16 protein-coding genes are annotated in these 18,651 nt (G+C 47.3%); 6 read left to right on the top strand and 10 right to left on the bottom strand.

The annotated features are described in order from the left end of the window. Nucleotides 1-24: 24 nt before the first annotated feature. Nucleotides 25-1,065: a M42 family metallopeptidase gene (locus AXI59_RS01320; RefSeq protein ID WP_061527166.1), complete on the bottom strand. Its 1,041-nt coding sequence runs from the start codon at nucleotides 1,063-1,065 to the stop codon at nucleotides 25-27. 101 nt (nucleotides 1,066-1,166) lie between these two features. Here AXI59_RS01320 and AXI59_RS01315 point away from each other — a divergent pair, with 101 nt between their 5' ends. Next, complete coding sequence (locus AXI59_RS01315) at nucleotides 1,167-1,421, top strand: hypothetical protein (RefSeq protein WP_061527165.1); 255 nt, start codon at nucleotides 1,167-1,169, stop codon at nucleotides 1,419-1,421. Between the two features lie 114 nt (nucleotides 1,422-1,535). Then, nucleotides 1,536-2,513 (top strand): beta-ketoacyl-ACP synthase III FabHB, encoded by a 978-nt coding sequence (fabHB, locus tag AXI59_RS01310; RefSeq protein ID WP_061527164.1) that lies wholly within the window; start codon nucleotides 1,536-1,538, stop codon nucleotides 2,511-2,513. A 68-nt stretch (nucleotides 2,514-2,581) separates the two neighbouring features. On the opposite strand, the gene AXI59_RS01305 is transcribed toward fabHB, so the two are convergent. The 6 genes from AXI59_RS01305 to AXI59_RS01280 form a co-directional block, all read right to left on the bottom strand. Beyond that, nucleotides 2,582-4,912 carry a YhgE/Pip domain-containing protein gene (locus AXI59_RS01305; RefSeq protein WP_061527163.1) on the bottom strand — a complete coding sequence of 777 codons (2,331 nt, stop codon included), beginning with the start codon at nucleotides 4,910-4,912 and terminating at the stop codon, nucleotides 2,582-2,584. 72 nt (nucleotides 4,913-4,984) lie between these two features. After that, on the bottom strand, nucleotides 4,985-5,557 hold the full coding sequence (locus tag AXI59_RS01300; RefSeq protein ID WP_061521458.1) for a TetR/AcrR family transcriptional regulator: 573 nt from the start codon (nucleotides 5,555-5,557) through the stop codon (nucleotides 4,985-4,987). A gap of 145 nt (nucleotides 5,558-5,702) precedes the next feature. Continuing rightward, a complete protein-coding gene (hemY, locus tag AXI59_RS01295) occupies nucleotides 5,703-7,136 on the bottom strand; it encodes a protoporphyrinogen oxidase (RefSeq protein ID WP_061527162.1) in 1,434 nt (477 codons plus the stop codon). 27 nt (nucleotides 7,137-7,163) lie between these two features. Next, on the bottom strand, nucleotides 7,164-8,099 hold the full coding sequence (hemH, locus tag AXI59_RS01290) for a ferrochelatase (protein WP_061521456.1): 936 nt from the start codon (nucleotides 8,097-8,099) through the stop codon (nucleotides 7,164-7,166). Between the two features lie 69 nt (nucleotides 8,100-8,168). Continuing rightward, on the bottom strand, nucleotides 8,169-9,230 hold the full coding sequence (gene hemE / locus AXI59_RS01285; protein WP_061527208.1) for a uroporphyrinogen decarboxylase: 1,062 nt from the start codon (nucleotides 9,228-9,230) through the stop codon (nucleotides 8,169-8,171). A 122-nt stretch (nucleotides 9,231-9,352) separates the two neighbouring features. Beyond that, on the bottom strand, nucleotides 9,353-11,494 hold the full coding sequence (locus tag AXI59_RS01280; protein ID WP_061527161.1) for a transglycosylase domain-containing protein: 2,142 nt from the start codon (nucleotides 11,492-11,494) through the stop codon (nucleotides 9,353-9,355). Nucleotides 11,495-11,617: 123 nt separating this feature from the next. Between AXI59_RS01280 and hmoB the strand changes: the two genes are divergently transcribed. The 3 genes from hmoB (at nucleotide 11,618) to AXI59_RS01265 (ending at nucleotide 14,881) form a co-directional block, all read left to right on the top strand. Further along, nucleotides 11,618-12,118 (top strand): heme-degrading oxygenase HmoB, encoded by a 501-nt coding sequence (hmoB, locus tag AXI59_RS01275; protein ID WP_061527160.1) that lies wholly within the window; start codon nucleotides 11,618-11,620, stop codon nucleotides 12,116-12,118. Nucleotides 12,119-12,232: 114 nt separating this feature from the next. Further along, on the top strand, nucleotides 12,233-13,618 hold the full coding sequence (locus AXI59_RS01270; RefSeq protein ID WP_061527159.1) for a hypothetical protein: 1,386 nt from the start codon (nucleotides 12,233-12,235) through the stop codon (nucleotides 13,616-13,618). Between the two features lie 69 nt (nucleotides 13,619-13,687). Continuing rightward, nucleotides 13,688-14,881: a M20 family metallopeptidase gene (locus AXI59_RS01265; RefSeq protein ID WP_061527158.1), complete on the top strand. Its 1,194-nt coding sequence runs from the start codon at nucleotides 13,688-13,690 to the stop codon at nucleotides 14,879-14,881. 15 nt (nucleotides 14,882-14,896) lie between these two features. Here the strand turns inward: AXI59_RS01265 and AXI59_RS01260 are convergent, their stop codons facing one another. Genes AXI59_RS01260 through ecsA form a run of 3 tightly spaced genes read right to left on the bottom strand, consistent with a single transcriptional unit; the run spans nucleotide 14,897 to nucleotide 17,609 of the window. Beyond that, a complete protein-coding gene (locus AXI59_RS01260; RefSeq protein WP_061527157.1) occupies nucleotides 14,897-15,601 on the bottom strand; it encodes an EcsC family protein in 705 nt (234 codons plus the stop codon). A gap of 45 nt (nucleotides 15,602-15,646) precedes the next feature. Then, nucleotides 15,647-16,873, bottom strand: coding sequence for an ABC transporter permease (locus tag AXI59_RS01255; RefSeq protein WP_061527156.1), 1,227 nt, complete (start codon nucleotides 16,871-16,873; stop codon nucleotides 15,647-15,649). Then, a complete protein-coding gene (ecsA, locus tag AXI59_RS01250; protein WP_061521449.1) occupies nucleotides 16,866-17,609 on the bottom strand; it encodes an ABC transporter ATP-binding protein EcsA in 744 nt (247 codons plus the stop codon). The genes AXI59_RS01255 and ecsA overlap by 8 nt, the downstream gene beginning before the upstream one ends. 490 nt (nucleotides 17,610-18,099) lie before the next feature. Here ecsA and AXI59_RS01245 point away from each other — a divergent pair, with 490 nt between their 5' ends. Next, the gene (locus AXI59_RS01245; RefSeq protein ID WP_061521448.1) at nucleotides 18,100-18,537 is read left to right on the top strand and encodes an HIT family protein; all 438 of its coding nucleotides are present in this window, start codon (nucleotides 18,100-18,102) and stop codon (nucleotides 18,535-18,537) included. The last annotated feature ends 114 nt before the right edge of the window (nucleotides 18,538-18,651 follow it).

The raw sequence follows: 18,651 nt of genomic DNA, 5'->3' as shown, positions 1-18,651 counted from the left end.
GGAGAAAATCCGCGCAGGCTTTTTTCATACCATCGGCGACAGGACGTAGCGGTACAGCAGCTTCGCCGTGTTGCGGAGCGATGATTCGTGCGTGCGTTCAAATGCGTGCGAAGCGTCGATCCCCGGGCCGATCAGGCCGTGGACGATGTCATGCCCCGAACGGATGGCCGCTGACGCGTCAGAACCGTAATACGGGTAAATATCAAGCTGATAATCGATGCCGTGCTGCTCTGCCAGCTCGGTCAGATGTTTTCTGAGCTGATAATGGTACGGCCCGCTCGCATCCTTCACGCAGATGGAAACGGTATATTCATCCGTTGACTGCCCGTCTCCGATCGCCCCCATATCCACCGCCAAATATTCAACGGTTTCAGGCGGAATGTTGGAATTCCCTCCATAGCCGATTTCTTCATTATTTGAAATCAGAAAATGCGTTGCATACGGAAGTTCGATTTTTTCTGATGTGATGCGGTGAATTAATTCTAGCAGCAGGGCCACACTGGCTTTATCATCAAGGTGGCGGGACTTGATAAAACCGCTCGGCGTAATCTGCACGCGCGGATCAAACGAGATAAAATCACCGACTCTGATACCGAGATCCGCTGTCTCTTGCTTCGTCCTTACAGGCTCATCAAGGCGGACTTCCATATTGGCCTGATTCCGTTCAGTCTTGCCTGCGTCTTTATAGACATGCACGGACGTCTGGTGCATTAAAATGGTCCCTGTGTATGTTTTGCCTGAAACTGTTTGGATTTCACAATATTCTCCTTCAATTGAGTTGTAGCGGAATCCGCCGATCAAATCAATTGTCAGCCTGCCGTCTGCTTTGATTTCCTTTACCATCGCGCCAAGTGTATCAACATGCGCCGTCAGCATTCTGTGCCGTCTGTTATTCCGTCCGGGAAGAGTCACCAGTAAGCCCCCTTTGCGGTTTTTGTAAGACGGAACGCCCCACTCCTTTAAAAGGTTCCCTACATATTCTATTACCTCATATGTATTGCCCGTCGGACTCGGAATCGACACAAGCTCTTTAATCAATTCCATCGTTTTTTGAACAGCTGCCACAGGTCATTCCTCCTATCTATTTTATTCTCCTTAAAATATACTCTTTTCATCCATAACCCGTCCAATCTTTTCCTCCACTTGTTTCATAAGATGAATGGAGCATGAGAAAGGAGGGATATGTATGTGCTGCCGCAAATCTCATAAGCGGAAATGGTTTGATGATGACTGGTTTGACGATTGGTTCGATGAGGACTGGTTTGATGATGACTTCTTCTGCTGCCGTAAAAAAAGAGAAAAAGACCCTTGCAGAAAGAAAAGAGAAGAGGACCCTTGCAAGAAAAGAGAGAGGAAGCATCATGTATGCTGCTGTCACCGCCGCCGAGATTGGTAGATTCACACATCAAAATATTCTATAAAGAAATTTCTCATGTTCACCAGGCAGATGATTCACTGCTGCTTGGTTTTTTGTTATAAATTAGTACCAAGTATTAATACCTGATGTTATAATCTGATGTAAAGGAGTGATGTATATGTCAAAATCAAAAATTACAGCTATCGGTACATATGTCCCGGAACGCCGGTTAACAAACGCAGATCTGGAACGTATCGTGGATACGTCTGATGAATGGATCATTCAGCGTACCGGAATGAAAGAAAGACGCATTGCCGGCGAGCATGAGTTTACCTCTGATTTATGTATTGAAGCGGTAAAAAACCTTGCCGAAAGGTACAGCGGAATTCTTGACGATGTTGATATGATCCTAGTCGCGACTACAACACCAGACTATGCGTTCCCCAGCACTGCGGCCCGCGTGCAGGCATATTTCGGCTGGCCGCATACAGGGGCGCTCGATATTAACGCCACATGCGCTGGACTGACATACGGGCTACAGCTGGCTGACGGATTAATTACAGCCGGGTCGCATAAAAAAATCATCGTCCTCGCCGGTGAAACGTTATCGAAAGTAACGGATTATACCGACCGGACAACCTGTGTCCTTTTCGGAGATGCAGCCGGCGCCCTGCTTGTTGAACGGGATGAATCCTCACCGGGGTTTTTGGCGGCCGTGCAAGGAACGGCAGGAAGCGGCGCGGATGTCCTGTATCGCGAGGGACTGCGCAATGAATTGAACGGAAAGCCGCTCAAAGGCGGCGGAAACATGGTGCAAAACGGACGTGAAGTGTACAAATGGGCGGTGAGAACCGTGCCCGAAGAATTTCACGCCCTCTTAGAAAAAGCAGGTTTTTCTAAAGGTGATGTGGATTGGTTTGTTCCGCACAGCGCCAATATGCGGATGATCGAATCCATCTGCGAAAAAATTCCTTTCCCGGCTGACCGAACGCTGACAAGCGTCGAATATTACGGAAACACTTCCTCTGTTTCTATTATTCTGGCACTGGATGAAGGTGTAAAAGCAGGAAAACTGTCAGAAGGCGAAACATTGGTATTATTCGGATTTGGCGGAGGATTGACGTATACGGGACTGTTGGTGAAATGGGGGTTTTAATACCCTTTGGGCGGCACTAGGGACTGGACACAAAAAAGGCTTGAGCGTTTTGCTCAAGCCTTTTTTTCTTATGCTGTCTGTTCTTCCGCCGCGTCTTCTTTTCTGCTTTGCACGATAAAGTACACAATAGTGAGCAGTATCATCACAACAGCGATGCCAAGCAGAATAAATGCCTGCTGCCACATGTAGCTGTAATCGCCGTTTGAGATGACGGCCCGGAAGCCGTTGATGCTGTAAGTCATCGGCAATGCGCCGTGGATGACCTGATAGAATCCCGGCAGAAGCTCAAGCGGGAATGTTCCGCCGCTTGCCCCGAGCTGGAGCACCAGAATGATGACAGCGATAAAGCGCCCCGGATTCCCCATCGTTGTCGCTAAGAGCTGAATCATGGACAAGAACGCGATGCTTGTAATCATCGTGAAGAGATAAAATCTCCACGTGCTTTCTACGTCAAGCCCGATTCCTTTTAAAAGAACCGTCGCCACGATAACCGATTGAATAAGCCCGACAAGCAGAATAACGCTGAACTTGCTGAGGAACCATTCAAATCCGTTTCTCGGACGGCCTGACGCTTCTTTCAGCGGGAATACAACCGTCAGCATCAATCCGCCGACATACAAGCCCATCGATAAAATATAAGGCGTCAGCCCCGTCCCGTAGTTAGGCACAGAATGGATCGCATTCTCATCCGTTTTCACCGGATCGGCGATCATGCTGTAGTTTTTGTCATTCGCCTTAATATCTCCGGTTTGATCCGCAGCGTCCTTAAGCTGGCTGGATAATTCGCCGGTGCCGTCTAAAAGCTTGCTTAAGCCGGTGCCGAGAGATTCTTGGCCTTGTTCAATTTTGGATGATCCTTCATGAATTTTGTTTTGTGCGTCCAGCAGTTTCGATAAGCCGCCGGATACTTTGCCGCTCCCTGACACTAACTCTCCTGAACCTGCTTTGAGCTGGGCGAATTTGCTGTTATATTCGCCGATACCTGCCGTCAGTTTGTTTTGGCTTTCAAAGACGGTTTGAGCTCCGTTGTACAGTTTATCGGTTCCTGCGGTAAGCTGGTCAATCGCGCTTTGTACCGCCGCGGCGCCATTATACAGTTTGGATGTAGACTGCGGCAGCGCTTTTAGTTGTTCTGCCTTCGCTTTTACGTCTCCCAAAGCACTCTTGATGTCTGACAAATCCGGAAGCTGAATATCCCCTCCGGACGGAAGCTGATTGACGATCCGGTCTAAATCAGGAAGGTCAGCTTTAGGCAGCTTTTCATTCAGAAGCTGAACCAGTTTCGTTTTTTGTTCATCCGTTAAGAAATCGCTGTTCTGAATCACCTTTTTCACCGCGTCATCCCGTGCGCTGAGGCTGTTTTTCAAATCAGAAAGCTGCTTTTTAAACTGCTGCATTTCTTTTTCAGTCTGCTCTAGATTCTGGACTGCTTTTTCTACTTCTGAGAGATTGACAGAATTGAGGGCATCTTCAAATGCCGCTGCTTTTTGAGATACCTCTTGCGCCTTGCTGTTTAACACGCTTAATCCATTCGTTAAGTCAGGAACCTTTTGCTGGAGCTGTTTGTGTGCGTCAAGGCTTGTTTTCAGCCCGCTGGCCACTTGGCCCCCGCCTGAAGCAATCTGCCCTGATTTATCTTGGATTTCGGCGCTTGCGCTTTGCAGTTTTGAGATAGAACTGTCAAGCGTTTGAATTCCGCTTGTCACTTTCGCTGCTCCGTCAGCCAGCTGTGCTGTTTTATCACTGATGGTTGCGGTGCTTTCGGTCAGCTTCGCTAAATTTTCCTTCAGCTTGGCGCTGCCGTCCTTGGCGTTTTTCGTGCCGTCGTTAATTTTTTTGGCGCCGCTGCTGGCGTCGCCGAGACCTTTGGCAATATCTTTAAAGTTATCAAAAATCACTTTGGCGTATTGCTCAGTCACCTCTTTTGAAACAGAGGCTTTCAGCTTGTCGATCGCCTTTTCGCCGATTGTTGCCCCGACATAGTTTGAACCGGCATTCGTATGATATTTCAAATCCAATTTCTTCGGATTTTTATCCATGACGGTGCTGGCGTTTTTTGAAAAATCTTCGGGAATCTCGACCAATAAATAATATTTAGCATTTAATAAGTCCTTTAACGATTGATCAAGATCGCTAGAAAAATGCCAATCAAAGTTTTTATTTTTCTTTAACTCTTTTATAAGGTCATCACCGATTTGAAGATGCTTCCCTTGATAATCTGACCCTTTATCCTGGTTTACAACGACAACCGGCAGCTGATCCACCGTGCCGTACGGGTCCCAGTACGCCTTTAAAAACACTCCGCTGTAAATCAGAGGAACAAATAAAATGGCAATAATGGGGATCAACAGTTTCTTGCTGGTTACAATTTCTTTCCACTGGCTTTTTATCGTATTCATCCCTGCTGCCTCCTTCCGCAAACTGACTCATTTAACAAAACGGTCACGGCACTTAAAAAAGTGAAGGATCATCTATTTAGATAATCCTTGAACAACATACATTTCCAGCAATTCGGCAATCGTCTCTTTTTCAAGGGGCGGATGGTTTTTTTCCCAATCAAAAATAAGCGCAATGTAGAGTTTAAGCAGCACAAAAGCAGTTAGCTCGGGGTCACACGGTTTAATGCTCCCATTCTCGACGGCTTTTTCTATCTTATCTTTAATGTATGCCAGGATGGCGTGCTCCATTTTCGCGATTACTTCCTGAACGGCTATTGTACCAATCTCAGCGTTTTCTTGAAAAATTTTAATGGTCAGCTGATGTGTTTTTCTGAATTCCAATATGGCCGTCAGCGCCCGGTGGACGTTTTCGTGAAATGAAAGGTCCGGTTTCATCGCTTCGTCAGCGTGCTCCTTCATTTCTCTTAAAATAGTGGTGAAAATATCATCGAACAGTTCTTCTTTGTTTTTGAAAAACGTGTAGATGGTTCCCTTCCCCACATTTGCAAGCTTTGCCACCAAATCCATTGTCGTTGCCTTATAGCCGAATTGTGTAAAAGACTTCGTTGCCGCTTCCAGAATGAGCTTTTTCCGATCGACGGACATGTTTCCACCTCATTAAATTGACCGTTTGAACGTTTTAGTCATTTTGTACATAAGATAACTTATCACAGTCATAAAAAAGATTCAAATGTTTTTTCTCAGTATAGGTGTTCCCTGCAAAAGATGGGAACATACAAAAAACCTCCGTTTAAGATAACGGAGGCTGATAGGTTTCAAATAAATAGGCCAGTGAATCGTACACGGCCGCTTTTCCCTGGTCGATACAGTCGGGAATCCCTACGCCTTCAAAAGAAGCGCCCGTAGCGTATACGCCCGGATAGGAAGCTTTCAGCGCATCTCTGAACTCTTTAATGCGCTCCTTGTGGCCGACATGGTATTGCGGCATGCTTTCGTTCCAGCGGGTCACACATGTCATTTCCGGCTCGCCTGTGATGTTCATGACTTTTTTTAAATCTTCCATTACGATTTTAATGATCTCGTTATCTGAAAGGTCTACGATTGACTCATCCCCGGCCTTGCCGACGTACGCTCTGAGAAGGGTTTTGCCCTCCGGCGCGGCGTGCGGCCATTTTTTGTTCGTCCAGGTGCAGGCCGTAATGGAGAAGTCACTGTTTCTGGAGATGACGAAGCCCGTTCCTTCATGCTCCATCTTGACGGATTCTGCCGGAAAACCTAAGGCGACATTGGCCACTGACGTAGAATGCATGCCTTTGAGGCATGAAACGGCGGGAAGATCGGAAAGCATTCTGGCGGCGGCTTTATGCGGAGCTGTTACAATGCACCCCTCTGCCTTTAGCACATCGCCGCTATCAAGCTTAATCGAATAGCCTTTTTCCTCACGGCCGATATGCGTTACCTTTGTGCCTTTGATCACCTTTGTCAGCTTAAGCTGCTTTTCCAGCTCCTCGACAAGAGTTTGGAGACCTGTCGTTAACGTTAGAAACTGCCCTTGCTTTTTGGCTGTCAGCTGCTGCCCTGACGCTTGCGGCCTCGTTTTTTTCATGCCGAGAATCAGACTTCGGTGCTTTTGCTCTGTTTGATAAAATTGCGGAAACGTTGACATGAGGCTCAGCTTGTCAATATCGCCGGCGTAAATTCCAGACAGGAGCGGCTCTATTAAATTCTCAACGACTTCGTCTCCGACGCGCCGGCGGAAGAATTCACCTAAAGACTGATCTTCCTTCGGCTTGCTTGCGGGCAGAACAAAATCCAGCGCCGCCCGCGCTTTTCCGGGAACAGAAAATAAACCGGTGGAGATGAATGGAGCAATTTTTGTCGGAATGCCCATCACCGAGCCCTTTGGCATCGGGTGAAGCGTCTCATTGACAAGCACATAAGACTGGCCGGTCGCATTGTTGACGAGCAGATGATCAATGCCTAAGTCCTTTACGAGCTGCGGAGCGCTTTTTTTTCTTTCTAAAAAAGAGTCCGGGCCACGTTCAATAATGTAGCCGTCTTTATGAGCCGTCTGAATTTTGCCGCCGACTCTCGGGCTTGCTTCGATAAGCGTCACTTCAAGCGGCAGGTTGTTTTCCGTGATTTCTTTTTCCATGTAGAAGGCGGCGGCTAATCCCGTTATGCCGCCGCCGATGATGACCAGATGTTTTTTATCGCCACTCATTTTTATCGCCTTCTTTACCGTTTAATTCTAATTGTCCAGCTTCTTCAGAACGACCGTTGCAAGCGCGTCGATAAATTCAGGCTGTGCATTCGGCATAGCCGGACGATAGTAGCTTGCGCCGACTTCATCAGTAACGGCTCTGCATTCATAATCATTATCGTAAAGCACTTCTAAATGATCGGCAACAAAACCAACAGGCACATATACAAACGCTTTATAAGCATGCTGCTGATACAATTCGCGCGTCAAATCCTGCACATCAGGTCCGAGCCAAGGATCAGGAGTGTTCCCTTCACTTTGCCAGCCTACGGCGTAGTCGGTAATTCCGGCGCCTTCTGCAATCAGTTTTGCTGACTCCTGCAGCTGGTCCGGGTACGGATCGCCGTATTCCTTGATTTTTTCAGGGAGGCTGTGCGCTGAGACGATAAGCATAGCCTCATCGCGTTCTGCTTTCGGCATTGCTTCATACGTTTTCTTCACTTGGCTGACCCAATAGCCCACGAATTTCGGCTCATCGTACCAGCTTTCAACAGACTTGATTGACAAGCCGCCGAGCCTGTCAGCTTCTTCTTTCGCGCGCTTGTTATAGGACTGGACGCTGAATGTCGAAAAGTGAGGAGCAAGCACAAGGCTGACGGCTTCTGTAATGCCGTCCTTATGCATGTCCGCTACCGCATCCTCGATAAACGGTTCAATATGCTTCAGGCCGATATACACCTTGAATGTCACGTCATCCTGAATTTCATTTAAATGCTGTTCGAGCTTTTCCGCCTGCTCCTGGGTAATTTTCGCAAGCGGAGAAATGCCTCCGATCGCTTCATATCTGTCCTTTAAATCTTGAAGCATGTGCGGTTCCGGCTTTCTCCCGCGTCTGATATGTGTATAATACCGTTCTATGTCCTCTTCTTTGTAAGGCGTTCCGTAAGCCATGACAAGAAGCCCCATTTTCTTTTTGCTGCTCATTTTGTAACACCTCTTTTGATGGTCTATCATGATTTTGACAGTAAAACCTTCTTATAACCAACGATTTGCTCAGGAAGATTGTTCCGTTTTTTTGGCTGAGGAGTATTCATGTACAAACGCCGTCAGCTTTTGCAGCGTTTCCGGTTTTACATCAGGGAATACGCCGTGCCCTAAATTAAAAATAAAGCGGTCCGTTTTCATGCCTTGATCAAGAATCGCTTTCGCTTTTTCTTCGATGACTTCCCACGGCGCGAGAAGGAGCGACGGATCAAGATTGCCCTGAACGGTTTTTGTAATGCCTTGTTTTCTGGCTTCTTCTATGCTGAGTCTCCAATCAAGACCGACGACGTCAAGAGGAAGGTCATGCCAATCCTGCGCGAGATGGCTGGCGCCTACGCCGAACATGGTCAGCGGCACATTTTCTGCGGCAAGCTCCCGGAAAATTCTGTCCATCACCGGTTTAATATACAGACGGTAATCCTCGCGGTTCAGCGCGCCGACCCATGAATCGAAAATCTGAATGGCTTTGGCGCCCGCTTTGATTTGCGCTTTGGCGTACACGATAATCATGTCTGCGAGCTTATCCATCAGCAGCTGCCACGCGTGGGGCATACTGTGCATAAACGCTTTCGTTTTATTGTAATTTTTTGAAGGGCCGCCTTCAATCATATAACTGGCCAGCGTAAAAGGCGCTCCCGAAAAACCGATGAGCGGAACGTTCAGCTGTTCGTTTACGAGTAACCGAATCGTTTCAAGCACGTAAGGAACATCCTGCTCAGGATTCAGTTCGCCGAGCTTTTCAATATCCGCCATGGAACGCACCGGTTGATCGATCACCGGGCCGATTCCGTTTTTAATTTCAACGTCCACTCCGATATAAGGGAGCGGCGTCATAATATCTTTATATAAAATGGCAGCGTCCACTCCGTACTGCTCGACCGGCAGCCTTGTCACATAAGCGCACAGCTCGGGCTGATGCGTGATTTCGACTAAGCCGTATTTTTCCTTCAGCTTGCGGTATTCCGGCTGCGAGCGCCCCGCCTGCCTCATATACCAAACCGGGACGTGACCCGCTTTTTCTCCCCGTGCCGCTTTTAAAAACGTATCATTAAACGCTTCTCGTTTACTCATCTGAATTTCCACCTTTCCTCCTGCAACCATACGTTCGTGTTCTTCGCCCATTACACTATACCTTGTTTTTTTAAAATGGTATAGAATTGAGGCTTAATGTTCAAAAAATCGCCGAATTCGCTTTATGAAGAAAAGAGCTTCGGCTGAACGTATTCGGTTCCCTCTCCTTCTTGTTTCGTCTGTGTATTATAAGGAACCACTTTGTATGAAGCTCCCGAAAACAGATTCGCATACGGAATATCAAAGCTGCCTTTGCCTTTTACGGAATCCTGAAGCTTGTCTTTTCCATCTTTCTTCACATATATTCGGTAAACAACCCGCTCATCCTCTTGGGCATCCCATTTTAATGCCACCGTAAACAGTCCCATTGCCTTAAATGTATAGCGGGCTGACAGTGATGTCACAGGTTTCAGCTCAATCGGGCTTCCCAGCTCTTTTACATTATCCGGCTTTTTAAATGCCCCGCCGCTTTCGCCAGCTCTCGTGACGATATCCTTAAACAGTCTGACCGGATACTGGCTCCCGCCTTTTAGGTAATGGGTCTTATCCGTTTTGTCATACCCCATCCAAATAGCTCCAGTCAGGCTCGGGCTGTATCCCGCAAACCAAGCGTCCTTCGTGGCTCCTGAGATGCCTGTGTATGAGGTCGTGCCGGTTTTTCCCGCCAGGTCACCTTGAAAGCTCCCTTGTGAAGCGGTGCCTTTTTTTACGACCTGCTGAAGCATCCTCGTCATATTCCAAGCCGTCTGGCTGCTGAATACATGTGTCTTGCCGCTTTTATGTTCGGCTGCGGTTTCTCCGTCTTCATCTGTTATTTTCACAATAAAAAATGGCGCCGTATAGATCCCGTTTGCCACAAATGTATGATAACCTCCTGCAAGCTGAAGCGGAGTGACTCCCTTTGACAAACCGCCGAGTGCGATTGCCAGTCCGTTGTCAGGAACGTTCATCCCGTTTTTCTCCAAATACGACTTCCCCGTTTCCACGCCGATTTCCTTCAATGTCCAGACGGCGGGCGCATTTTTGCTGTATGTAATCGCATCTTGCATCGTTACCTCACCCGCATATTGCCCGTCATAATTTTTCGGCTCGTATCCGTCATATGATTGCAGTTTATCTTGCAGGAGAGAATACGGTTTAAATTTGTTTTCCTGCATAGCCGGTCCGTACACCGCAAGCGGCTTAAACGTTGAACCCGGCTGGCGCGGCGCCGTCGCACGGTTGTATCCCTTCGACACATAGTCCCGTCCGCCGATCGCCGCCCTGACGCCTCCCGTCTTATTATCGATAAAAACGGCGCTTCCTTCTGCCGATTGATCCGTCCCCGGAAAATAGCCGTTTTCCTTCATGAGCGTATATGCCGTTTTTTGCAGCTTGGAATCAAGCGATGTTTGAATCGTATAACCGCCTTGCAGCAGCTGTTCGCCTGACATCGAATATCGCTCTTCCGCTTCCTTGATGACGAGGTCGATATAGCTGTCAAACCAAGGCGTTTCAGATGTTTTTTTGACATGCAGACCCAATGTCTGCCCCTCGGCTCTGACGGCCTCTTTTGCGCTGATATAGCCTTGATCGTTCATCATCGCGAGAATCGTGTCTCGCCTTTCTTTATTTTTGTCAGGATGCTGAATCGGCGAATACAGGGAAGGGCCCTTCGGAATAGCCGCCAGCACCGCTCCTTCTGCAACGGTTAAATCTTTTACCTCTTTATTGAAATAATAATGGGACGCCGATTGGATGCCGTAGACGCCGTGTCCGAAATAGAGCTGGTTGAGATACATTTCAAGCAGCTTGTCCTTGCTGTAATCACGCTCAAGATTAATCGCGATAATGACTTCTTTCGTCTTTCGCAAAAAGGTTTTATCATTTGTCAGAAAGATATTTTTCGCCAGCTGCTGGGTGATCGTGCTCCCGCCTTCCACCTTGCCGCCTGCTAGAATATCGCGGAAAACCGCTCGTCCGACAGACTTTACATCAATGCCGTGATGCTCATAAAATCGTTTATCCTCAACAGCGATAAACGCTTCTCTTACATCCTTCGGAACTTCCCGAATGGAGACCGGCTCACGGTTCTCCGTATAAAGGCTTGCAATCTCATCGCCGTTTTGATCCACGATTTTTGATGAAGCATGAAGAATCAGTTTCTTTTCGTCGATGACATAATGGCCGAGAAAAATAATGATAATATATCCGATTAACGCGAGAAAAGCGGTTGCAGCTGCAATTACTAATGGAATAAAGAGTTTCTTTTTCTTTTTCAGCATGAGTCACCTCGCCTTTCTTTAACCTGTAGTATGGGAAATATTGTTTGGAATTATGTCAGAATGAGTCGCCAATAGAAACTTATACCACTCTTTTGATATACTAGCAAGCAGGAGGTGGCTGAAATGAAAGTTTATATTACATATGGGACAGCCGATTTTTTAAAAACGATTGCAAAGAAACATCCTGACGAGAAGATGGTGCTGATGCAGGGTGAAGAAAATGCGATTTTAATCCATGAGACAAACGGAGAAACCGTTTTCCAGGCGCCCCATTCGTATGAAATCGTTGACAGCGCCGGAGAAATCAAACATCCGGGCTATGCGGTGCTGAACAATATCGCCGTCACTCAGGAAGGCAGGCCGCTGTTTGAAAACAGGTTTAAAAACCGCGCCGGCAAGGTGGAAAATGAACCCGGCTTTGAAGCCATTCGTGTGTTAAGGCCGCTTGAAGGCGATACGTATGTCATCCTTACCTTGTGGGAAAAAGAAAAAGCCTTTCAGAACTGGCAGCAGTCAAGCTCCTATCAAGAAGCCCATAAAAAACGCGGAACATCAGCCGGGATGGACACAACATCCATTTTCTCACGCCCTTCTTATGTAACCGCTTATTACGCAATAGACTAAACCGCCGGGGGACACTCCGGCTTTTTTTATGTCCTGTTTTCAACATACTCCTTTGCACCATCCGCCCGCCTATGAATAACCTGTAGCAATCAATTTGTAAACGGGGTGGTTCAATTGGAGATCGGCGCCTTCTCGGTTCATCTGCTTTATGTGGCATTTATCGCAGCGATTATTGTATTTATGCTGCTTAGAAAAGATACAACCTTCATCTCACTGGCCGGTATTTTTGTGATTGCGTTATGGACGACGCATTCTTTCTCCGCTTCGGTCAGCAGTTTATTTCACAGCTTTACGTATGCTGCCGGGGAATTGCTGCCGACCATTTTTATCATTTGTTTTATCGTGTCGATGAGCGGCCTTTTAACCAAAACGGGTATTAATGAAGCGATGATTTCTCCATTTGCGCGGCTGATGAAGGGGCCGGCTGTCGCATATTGGGTGATCGGCTGCCTGATGTTTGTCATCTCCCTTTTTTTCTGGCCGTCTCCGGGAGTCGCTTTAATCGGCGCTGTTTTGCTTCCCGCAGCGATCCGCGCGGGCCTTTCGCCGATCGCCGCTGCGATGGCGATGAATCTGTTCGGCCACGGATTTGCTTTATCAGGCGATTACGTCATTCAGGCAGCGCCGAAATTAACGGCTGATGCCGCCGGAATTCCTGTCGGCGATGTCATGCAGGCAAGCATTCCGCTCGTCTTAATCATGGGGCTGACAACGACGATCACCGCTTTTGTTATCATCATGCGCGACCGAAAAAAAGCACAGCCCTCCCTGTCATTCAGCACTTCTGACTCTCAGGATACAAGCCTTTATTTGCCGAAAAAGCTCAGGATTTTTTTAGCGCTCTTGATTCCCCTTGTTTTTCTTGCTGATATTGTCTGTATGCTTGTGTATCGCCTTCAAGGAAATGACGCCACCGCATTAGTCGGCGGAACGGCGATCGGCATCCTCCTTATCGTCCATTTCATTGTTTATAGACAAAGACATTTGGAAAAGATCACTGGGTATTTTATCGGCGGTTTTCAATTCGGCTTTAAGGTATTCGGTCCCGTGATTCCGATTGCGGCCTTCTTTTACCTCGGTGATTCAGGCTTTGAAAGCATTCTGCACACCCCTCTTCCGCAGGCGTCGGCGGGAATCGTAAACGATCTCGGCTTGGCATTATCCCACTCCTTCCCGATGTCCGGGGAATTTGCCGGGATTGCCCTCACAGCAGTCGGGGCCATAACAGGGCTTGACGGTTCAGGTTTTTCCGGCATTTCCCTTGCCGGCTCGATGGCAAAGCTTTTTGCGGCGGCGCTTCATACCAATCCCGCGGTTTTAACGGCGCTGGGCCAGCTGTCGGCAATTTGGGTCGGTGGCGGAACATTGGTCCCGTGGGCCCTTATCCCCGCTGCGGCGATTTGTAAAGTTGATCCTTTTGAACTGGCGAGGAAAAATTTTCTCCCCGTCACAATCGGCCTGATTGTCACCACAATCGCCGCCATCATCATTTTGCCGTAGCGAAAAGATTGAAATTTTCCGACTTTTTCTATACAATCATGAGAAAAGCAGACGAGGGGGCTATCGCTTTTGACGTTAACGACACTTCAAAAAAGCTTACATGAACAGCTTGACGGGTTGTATGAAGAAATGGTTGAGATGAGGCGGCACCTTCACATGAATCCCGAACTTTCCTTTAAAGAGAAAAAAACGCCGGCGTTTATCGCCTCGTTTTACGAAAAGCTCGGCGTCCCTATCCGGACGAATGTGGGAGGAAACGGTGTTGTCGCCTATATCGAGGGCATCGAACCCGGACCGGCTGTGGCGCTGCGTGCGGATTTTGATGCTTTGCCCATACAGGATGAAAAAGACGTGTCCTATGCGTCACAAGTGCCCGGCGTCATGCATGCCTGCGGCCACGACGGCCATACGGCAGCCCTGCTTGCAGTCGGAAAAGTCCTTTATCACAATCGGGATAAGCTGAAAGGAACATTCGTGATGATCCACCAGCATGCCGAGGAATTTTCTCCGGGCGGGGCGAAACCGATGATTGAAGACGGCTGCCTGGAGAATGTCGATGCCATTTTCGGCACCCATTTATGGGCGACCGAACCTGGCGGAACGATTTTATGCCGCTCAGGCGCAGTGATGGCCGCAGCTGACAGATTCACCATTAAAGTGCTCGGAAAAGGCGGCCATGGCGCGATCCCTCATGATACGAAGGACGCCATTTTAATCGGATCGCAAATTGTCACTGCCCTTCAGCATATTGTCAGCCGGCGGGTGAATCCGGTGCAGGCGGCCGTCATTTCAGCAGGATCTTTCGTCGCTGAAAATCCATTCAATGCAATTGCTGACCAGGCAGAGATAACCGGCACCGTCCGCTCGTTTGATGAAGATGTCCGCGATCTGCTTGAAACAGAAATAGAGGCTGTCGTAAAAGGAATCTGCGCCATGCATTCCGCTTCTTATGAATATCGTTTTAACCGCGGCTATCCGGCGGTGGTCAATCACCCCGAGGAAACCGCTCACGCAGCAGCCGTCGCCGGTGAAACAGAAGGCGTGACAAACGTAGCCGAAGGAGAGCCGCAAATGGCCGGTGAAGATTTTGCCTATTATCTGCAAAACGTAAAAGGCACATTCTTTTTTACGGGCGCCGCGCCTGAGAATGCGGAACACATTTATCCCCACCACCACCCGAAATTTGATTTCAATGAAAAAGCAATGCTTACGGCTGCCAAAGTGCTCGCCGCCGCAGCTGTAAGTTACCCCGCTTCATCATAAAAAACAGCCGGTACATTACGTACCGGCTGCTGCCATTCTCAAATGAAAAACATGTCTTGCCGTCTCCCCAAGCTGAGACAAAAGCTTATAATTGGCCGCTCCGCCCACGGCGGCTCCGACGACCGGCAAAAGCTGAAACAATTTCACGACATCCAGATAATCACGGTATTCCTGCTGAAAAACTCTCCAATCCACATCGTGCTTGTTTGAGTCCCACTTTTCAATGATTGAAAACACGCGTTTCCGCTGCTCGCCGCTGGAGAAAGCAAACTGAAAAATGAACAGTAAAAACAATCTTTCATCTCTTTTTTCCACATCGAAACCATATATGGAAGAAAGATCGAATAAGCATTTCATTTTAATGGACAACAGCAGCGGAAAATCAGCCATTCCTAAAAAGATGCCGCCTGCTCCCGTGCCGATTCCTTCCGCAGCCGCGATCTTTTGGTAAGAAGCGATCGTTTGTCTGGCGAGAGAATCTTTTTCCCGGAGAGACATACCGCTTGTATCCCGCTTTGCCTTAATCAGATTTGAGCCAGCCATCGTCGCTTCCGTCATTTTTTTAATGCTTTCTGTAATCGCAGCATGAATCTTTTCGGGGATTCGCTCGTTTATTTTCCCTTGCATTCCTTTAGAAAACCGTTCAAACATGGAGTCCTTCCGCAAAAAACGCGTTTTCCATTGCAGGGCTTCCTGCACCAGCTGCTGATCGTCGGTCATTTACTCTCCTTCTTTCATAGAGTTTTGTCTCAAAAACCGGCTTGATTACAGCTTTCCGTATTTTTTCAGTCTGCCGCCCATATATGAAGGCAAAAGCGCATAAATGAGAACGGCTGAACCTACAGCGGCATACAGCGCCCCGGCGATGCCCGCCGCATAGCCTGATGCAGCAGAAAGCAGCAGAGCCTGCACAACTAGTGCCGTTTTCATTAAAGAAAAGAAGCTTTTCAGCTTAATGTTTTGCTTTACGGGATACAGCTCTTGCAGCGAGAGATGATGAAAGTGACCGAAAAGCGGGAGAAGCTGAATGCCGGTGATAAAGATGGTAAATACCGTTAAAGCAGCCGTAATCCATGGGCTGGAGGATACGAGCATAATAATCAGTATAAAGATAATCGTGAGCCTGACTTGAATGCCGAGATAATCGTTTGAGCGCAGAAAGGCCCGCGCATACATGTAGGAGAACGTTTTCCGCTGTTCAAACGGAATCATCCTGAGCAAAAAGTCGAGATATGCTCTGCGTTTCGCCTGTTTCTTCAGATGAGGCACATCTGTAAACAGATTGGCTATTCTGTAAAACCGCTGTTTCCGTCTCAATTCATATTCAATATGAGCTTCCCATTTTAACGACTTATGTTTTGCAGCCGAGGTAAAATACACATAAAGACCCGCCATGACGACATATACGGCAATCGCGTACGCATAAAACGATTGCAATATGAAGTATAAAAGCAGCATATTGCAGATAAAACGAATGACTGCATCCATCAGTTTCATGCTTCTGTCATTCATAAACGTCATCCGCCACTCCATCGCCTGGTTCCACGCTTTCACAGCCAGCATCTGGATGAAAACAGCCGCATAAGCCGTCAGCGACGCACCGGGGCTTACGGCGAAATAAAGAGGCATACATACAAGTGAAAGCGCAATAAGCGGAAAAAGCTGCGACAGATAACTGTACCTGAACGACTGCTTAAAATAAGACCCCATTTTCGGTTCCAGGGGCAGTAAAAAAACGAGATCCGCTTCCTTTAATAGCGTCCGTACGTACGAGCCGGTCAGGACAAATGAAAACAGCACCGCCATCACCCAAAAGGACGGGAAATGGGCAGGAATGTCTTTTACCCACTTGCTGTACCAGCTCGCGGCGCCGGCAATGAAAAAGATCAGCACAATGACGAGATGATCATTGAGCATATATTTCATGTACATTCTTGTTTCCTTTATATGCTCCTCAAGCCGCGACTGCCAAATAGTAGACATCTTATTCATGGCCGGCGTCTTCCTTCGTTAATTCAACATACAAATCATCAAGGGCGGCGTCTCTCATGCCGAACTGCTCTCTCAGCTCCTGCAGCGTGCCGCTCGCCCGCACCTCGCCGTTATGTAAAATGATGAAAGCGTCACAATAGCGTTCTGCCGTTGCCAAAATATGTGTAGACATCAGCACGCTCGCTCCGGCTTTTTTCGCGGCGTCCATCCTCTCCAATAACGCATTAATCGCAAGCGGATCAAGCCCGAGAAACGGCTCATCAATGATATAAAGCGACGGTTCGGCGAGAAATGCGCACATGATCATGACTTTCTGCTTCATTCCTTTGGAAAAATGCGCCGGAAACCATTTCAGTCTTTTTTCCATTCTGAATTCTTTGAGAAGCGGAGGAAGCCTTTTTTCCATCGTTTCTTTTGAAAGACCGTACGCCATGGCCGTCAATTCCAAATGCTCCTTAAGCGTCAGCTCTTCATACAGCACCGGTGTTTCAGGGATATACGTAAATTGCGAACGGTAGCTTTCTTTATCTTCCGAAAATGTTTTTCCGTTCAGCTCGATTGAGCCTTTATGCGGGTCCATTAAACCGATGATATGCCGGATCGTCGTGCTTTTGCCCGCACCGTTCAATCCGATTAACCCGACAATCTGGTTCGGTTCCAGGGTAAATGAAACATTTTTTAAAACCGGGTTTCTCGTGTAACCGCCGGTTAAGTCTTTTACCGATAGCAGAGACATAATTTCTCCCCTTCAAATTCATTTTTCTTCATAGTACCAAAAATAAAGTCTGATTTGAAACGATTCCCTTTTTCCCAATGTAAAAAAACGCACATATCTATACTTTTTAAGGACATCATAATGTGTGTAGAAGGAAACAGCTTTAATCAACTGAAAATGAGGTGTTTGTTAAAGACGTCTTAGAACAGTTGGATGAAAATCAACATGTCCGATGCTTACTATTTCTTCACTCACTGCTTTGATGATGTTCTTCAGTAATGATGAAATAATCAAATGAGGTGTTTGTCCCAGGAATCAATAAGCATACCCATAAGTCTTCATTTTAAAAACAAATGAGGTGCTTACCAAAGGCATATTATATTTTCTGCGATAAAGCTTGTACTTCTGCATTCAGGGTGAACGCTTAGCCGTTCATCCTGTTTTCTGTTTTCGGCGGTTTTGTGGTACGATGAGATTATACATATATTTCATTTCAGGGAGGAACCCATCCATGCATAAAGCGGACGATTGTATTTTTTGTAAAATCATAGCCGGTGACATTCCGTCTTCAAAAGTATACGAAAATGAACACGTCGTTGCGTTTCTTGACATCAGCCAGGTGACAAAAGGCCACACCCTCGTCATCCCGAAAACACATATTAAAAACGTGTACGAGTTTACACCGGAGCTGTCTAAAGAATATTTTGAAGCCGTGCCGAAAGTCGCCCGCGCCATTCGTGATGAATTTGAGCCGATCGGGCTGAACATTCTTAATAATAACGGGGAAAAAGCAGGCCAATCGGTGTTCCATTTTCATATGCACATCATTCCGCGTTACGGAAAAGGCGACGGTTTCGGAGCCGTCTGGAAGACACATACCGAAGACTACACGCCTGACGATCTGCAAACGATCGCGTCCTCTGTCAGAAAGCGCCTTGCCTCATCTTAATGATGAGGTTTTTTTTGCGTCCGAAAAAATAAAAAACTTAAATAATTCTAATTTTTCATATCAAAAAAAGCAAAAAATTGTGATAGGATTATTATAATATTTCTTACATTAAAG

Source organism: Bacillus nakamurai, from assembly GCF_001584325.1.
Lineage (GTDB): Bacteria > Bacillota > Bacilli > Bacillales > Bacillaceae > Bacillus > Bacillus nakamurai.
The sequence above is the reverse complement of the archived record's forward strand: the minus strand, read 5'-3'. Positions and strand labels throughout refer to the sequence as shown.

What these genes read in the sequence shown, in the direction of transcription:
- ecsA (WP_061521449.1), bottom strand. Translation starts at nt 17,609, where the DNA reads ATGTCTCTGCTATCGGTAAAAGACTTAACCGGCGGTTACACGAGAAAC.
- AXI59_RS01315 (WP_061527165.1), top strand. Translation starts at nt 1,167, where the DNA reads ATGAGAAAGGAGGGATATGTATGTGCTGCCGCAAATCTCATAAGCGGA.
- hemH (WP_061521456.1), bottom strand. Translation starts at nt 8,099, where the DNA reads ATGAGCAGCAAAAAGAAAATGGGGCTTCTTGTCATGGCTTACGGAACG.
- hemY (WP_061527162.1), bottom strand. Translation starts at nt 7,136, where the DNA reads ATGAGTGGCGATAAAAAACATCTGGTCATCATCGGCGGCGGCATAACG.
- fabHB (WP_061527164.1), top strand. Translation starts at nt 1,536, where the DNA reads ATGTCAAAATCAAAAATTACAGCTATCGGTACATATGTCCCGGAACGC.
- hmoB (WP_061527160.1), top strand. Translation starts at nt 11,618, where the DNA reads ATGAAAGTTTATATTACATATGGGACAGCCGATTTTTTAAAAACGATT.
- AXI59_RS01260 (WP_061527157.1), bottom strand. Translation starts at nt 15,601, where the DNA reads ATGACCGACGATCAGCAGCTGGTGCAGGAAGCCCTGCAATGGAAAACG.
- AXI59_RS01255 (WP_061527156.1), bottom strand. Translation starts at nt 16,873, where the DNA reads ATGAATAAGATGTCTACTATTTGGCAGTCGCGGCTTGAGGAGCATATA.
- AXI59_RS01305 (WP_061527163.1), bottom strand. Translation starts at nt 4,912, where the DNA reads ATGAATACGATAAAAAGCCAGTGGAAAGAAATTGTAACCAGCAAGAAA.
- AXI59_RS01245 (WP_061521448.1), top strand. Translation starts at nt 18,100, where the DNA reads ATGCATAAAGCGGACGATTGTATTTTTTGTAAAATCATAGCCGGTGAC.
- AXI59_RS01280 (WP_061527161.1), bottom strand. Translation starts at nt 11,494, where the DNA reads ATGCTGAAAAAGAAAAAGAAACTCTTTATTCCATTAGTAATTGCAGCT.
- AXI59_RS01300 (WP_061521458.1), bottom strand. Translation starts at nt 5,557, where the DNA reads ATGTCCGTCGATCGGAAAAAGCTCATTCTGGAAGCGGCAACGAAGTCT.
- hemE (WP_061527208.1), bottom strand. Translation starts at nt 9,230, where the DNA reads ATGAGTAAACGAGAAGCGTTTAATGATACGTTTTTAAAAGCGGCACGG.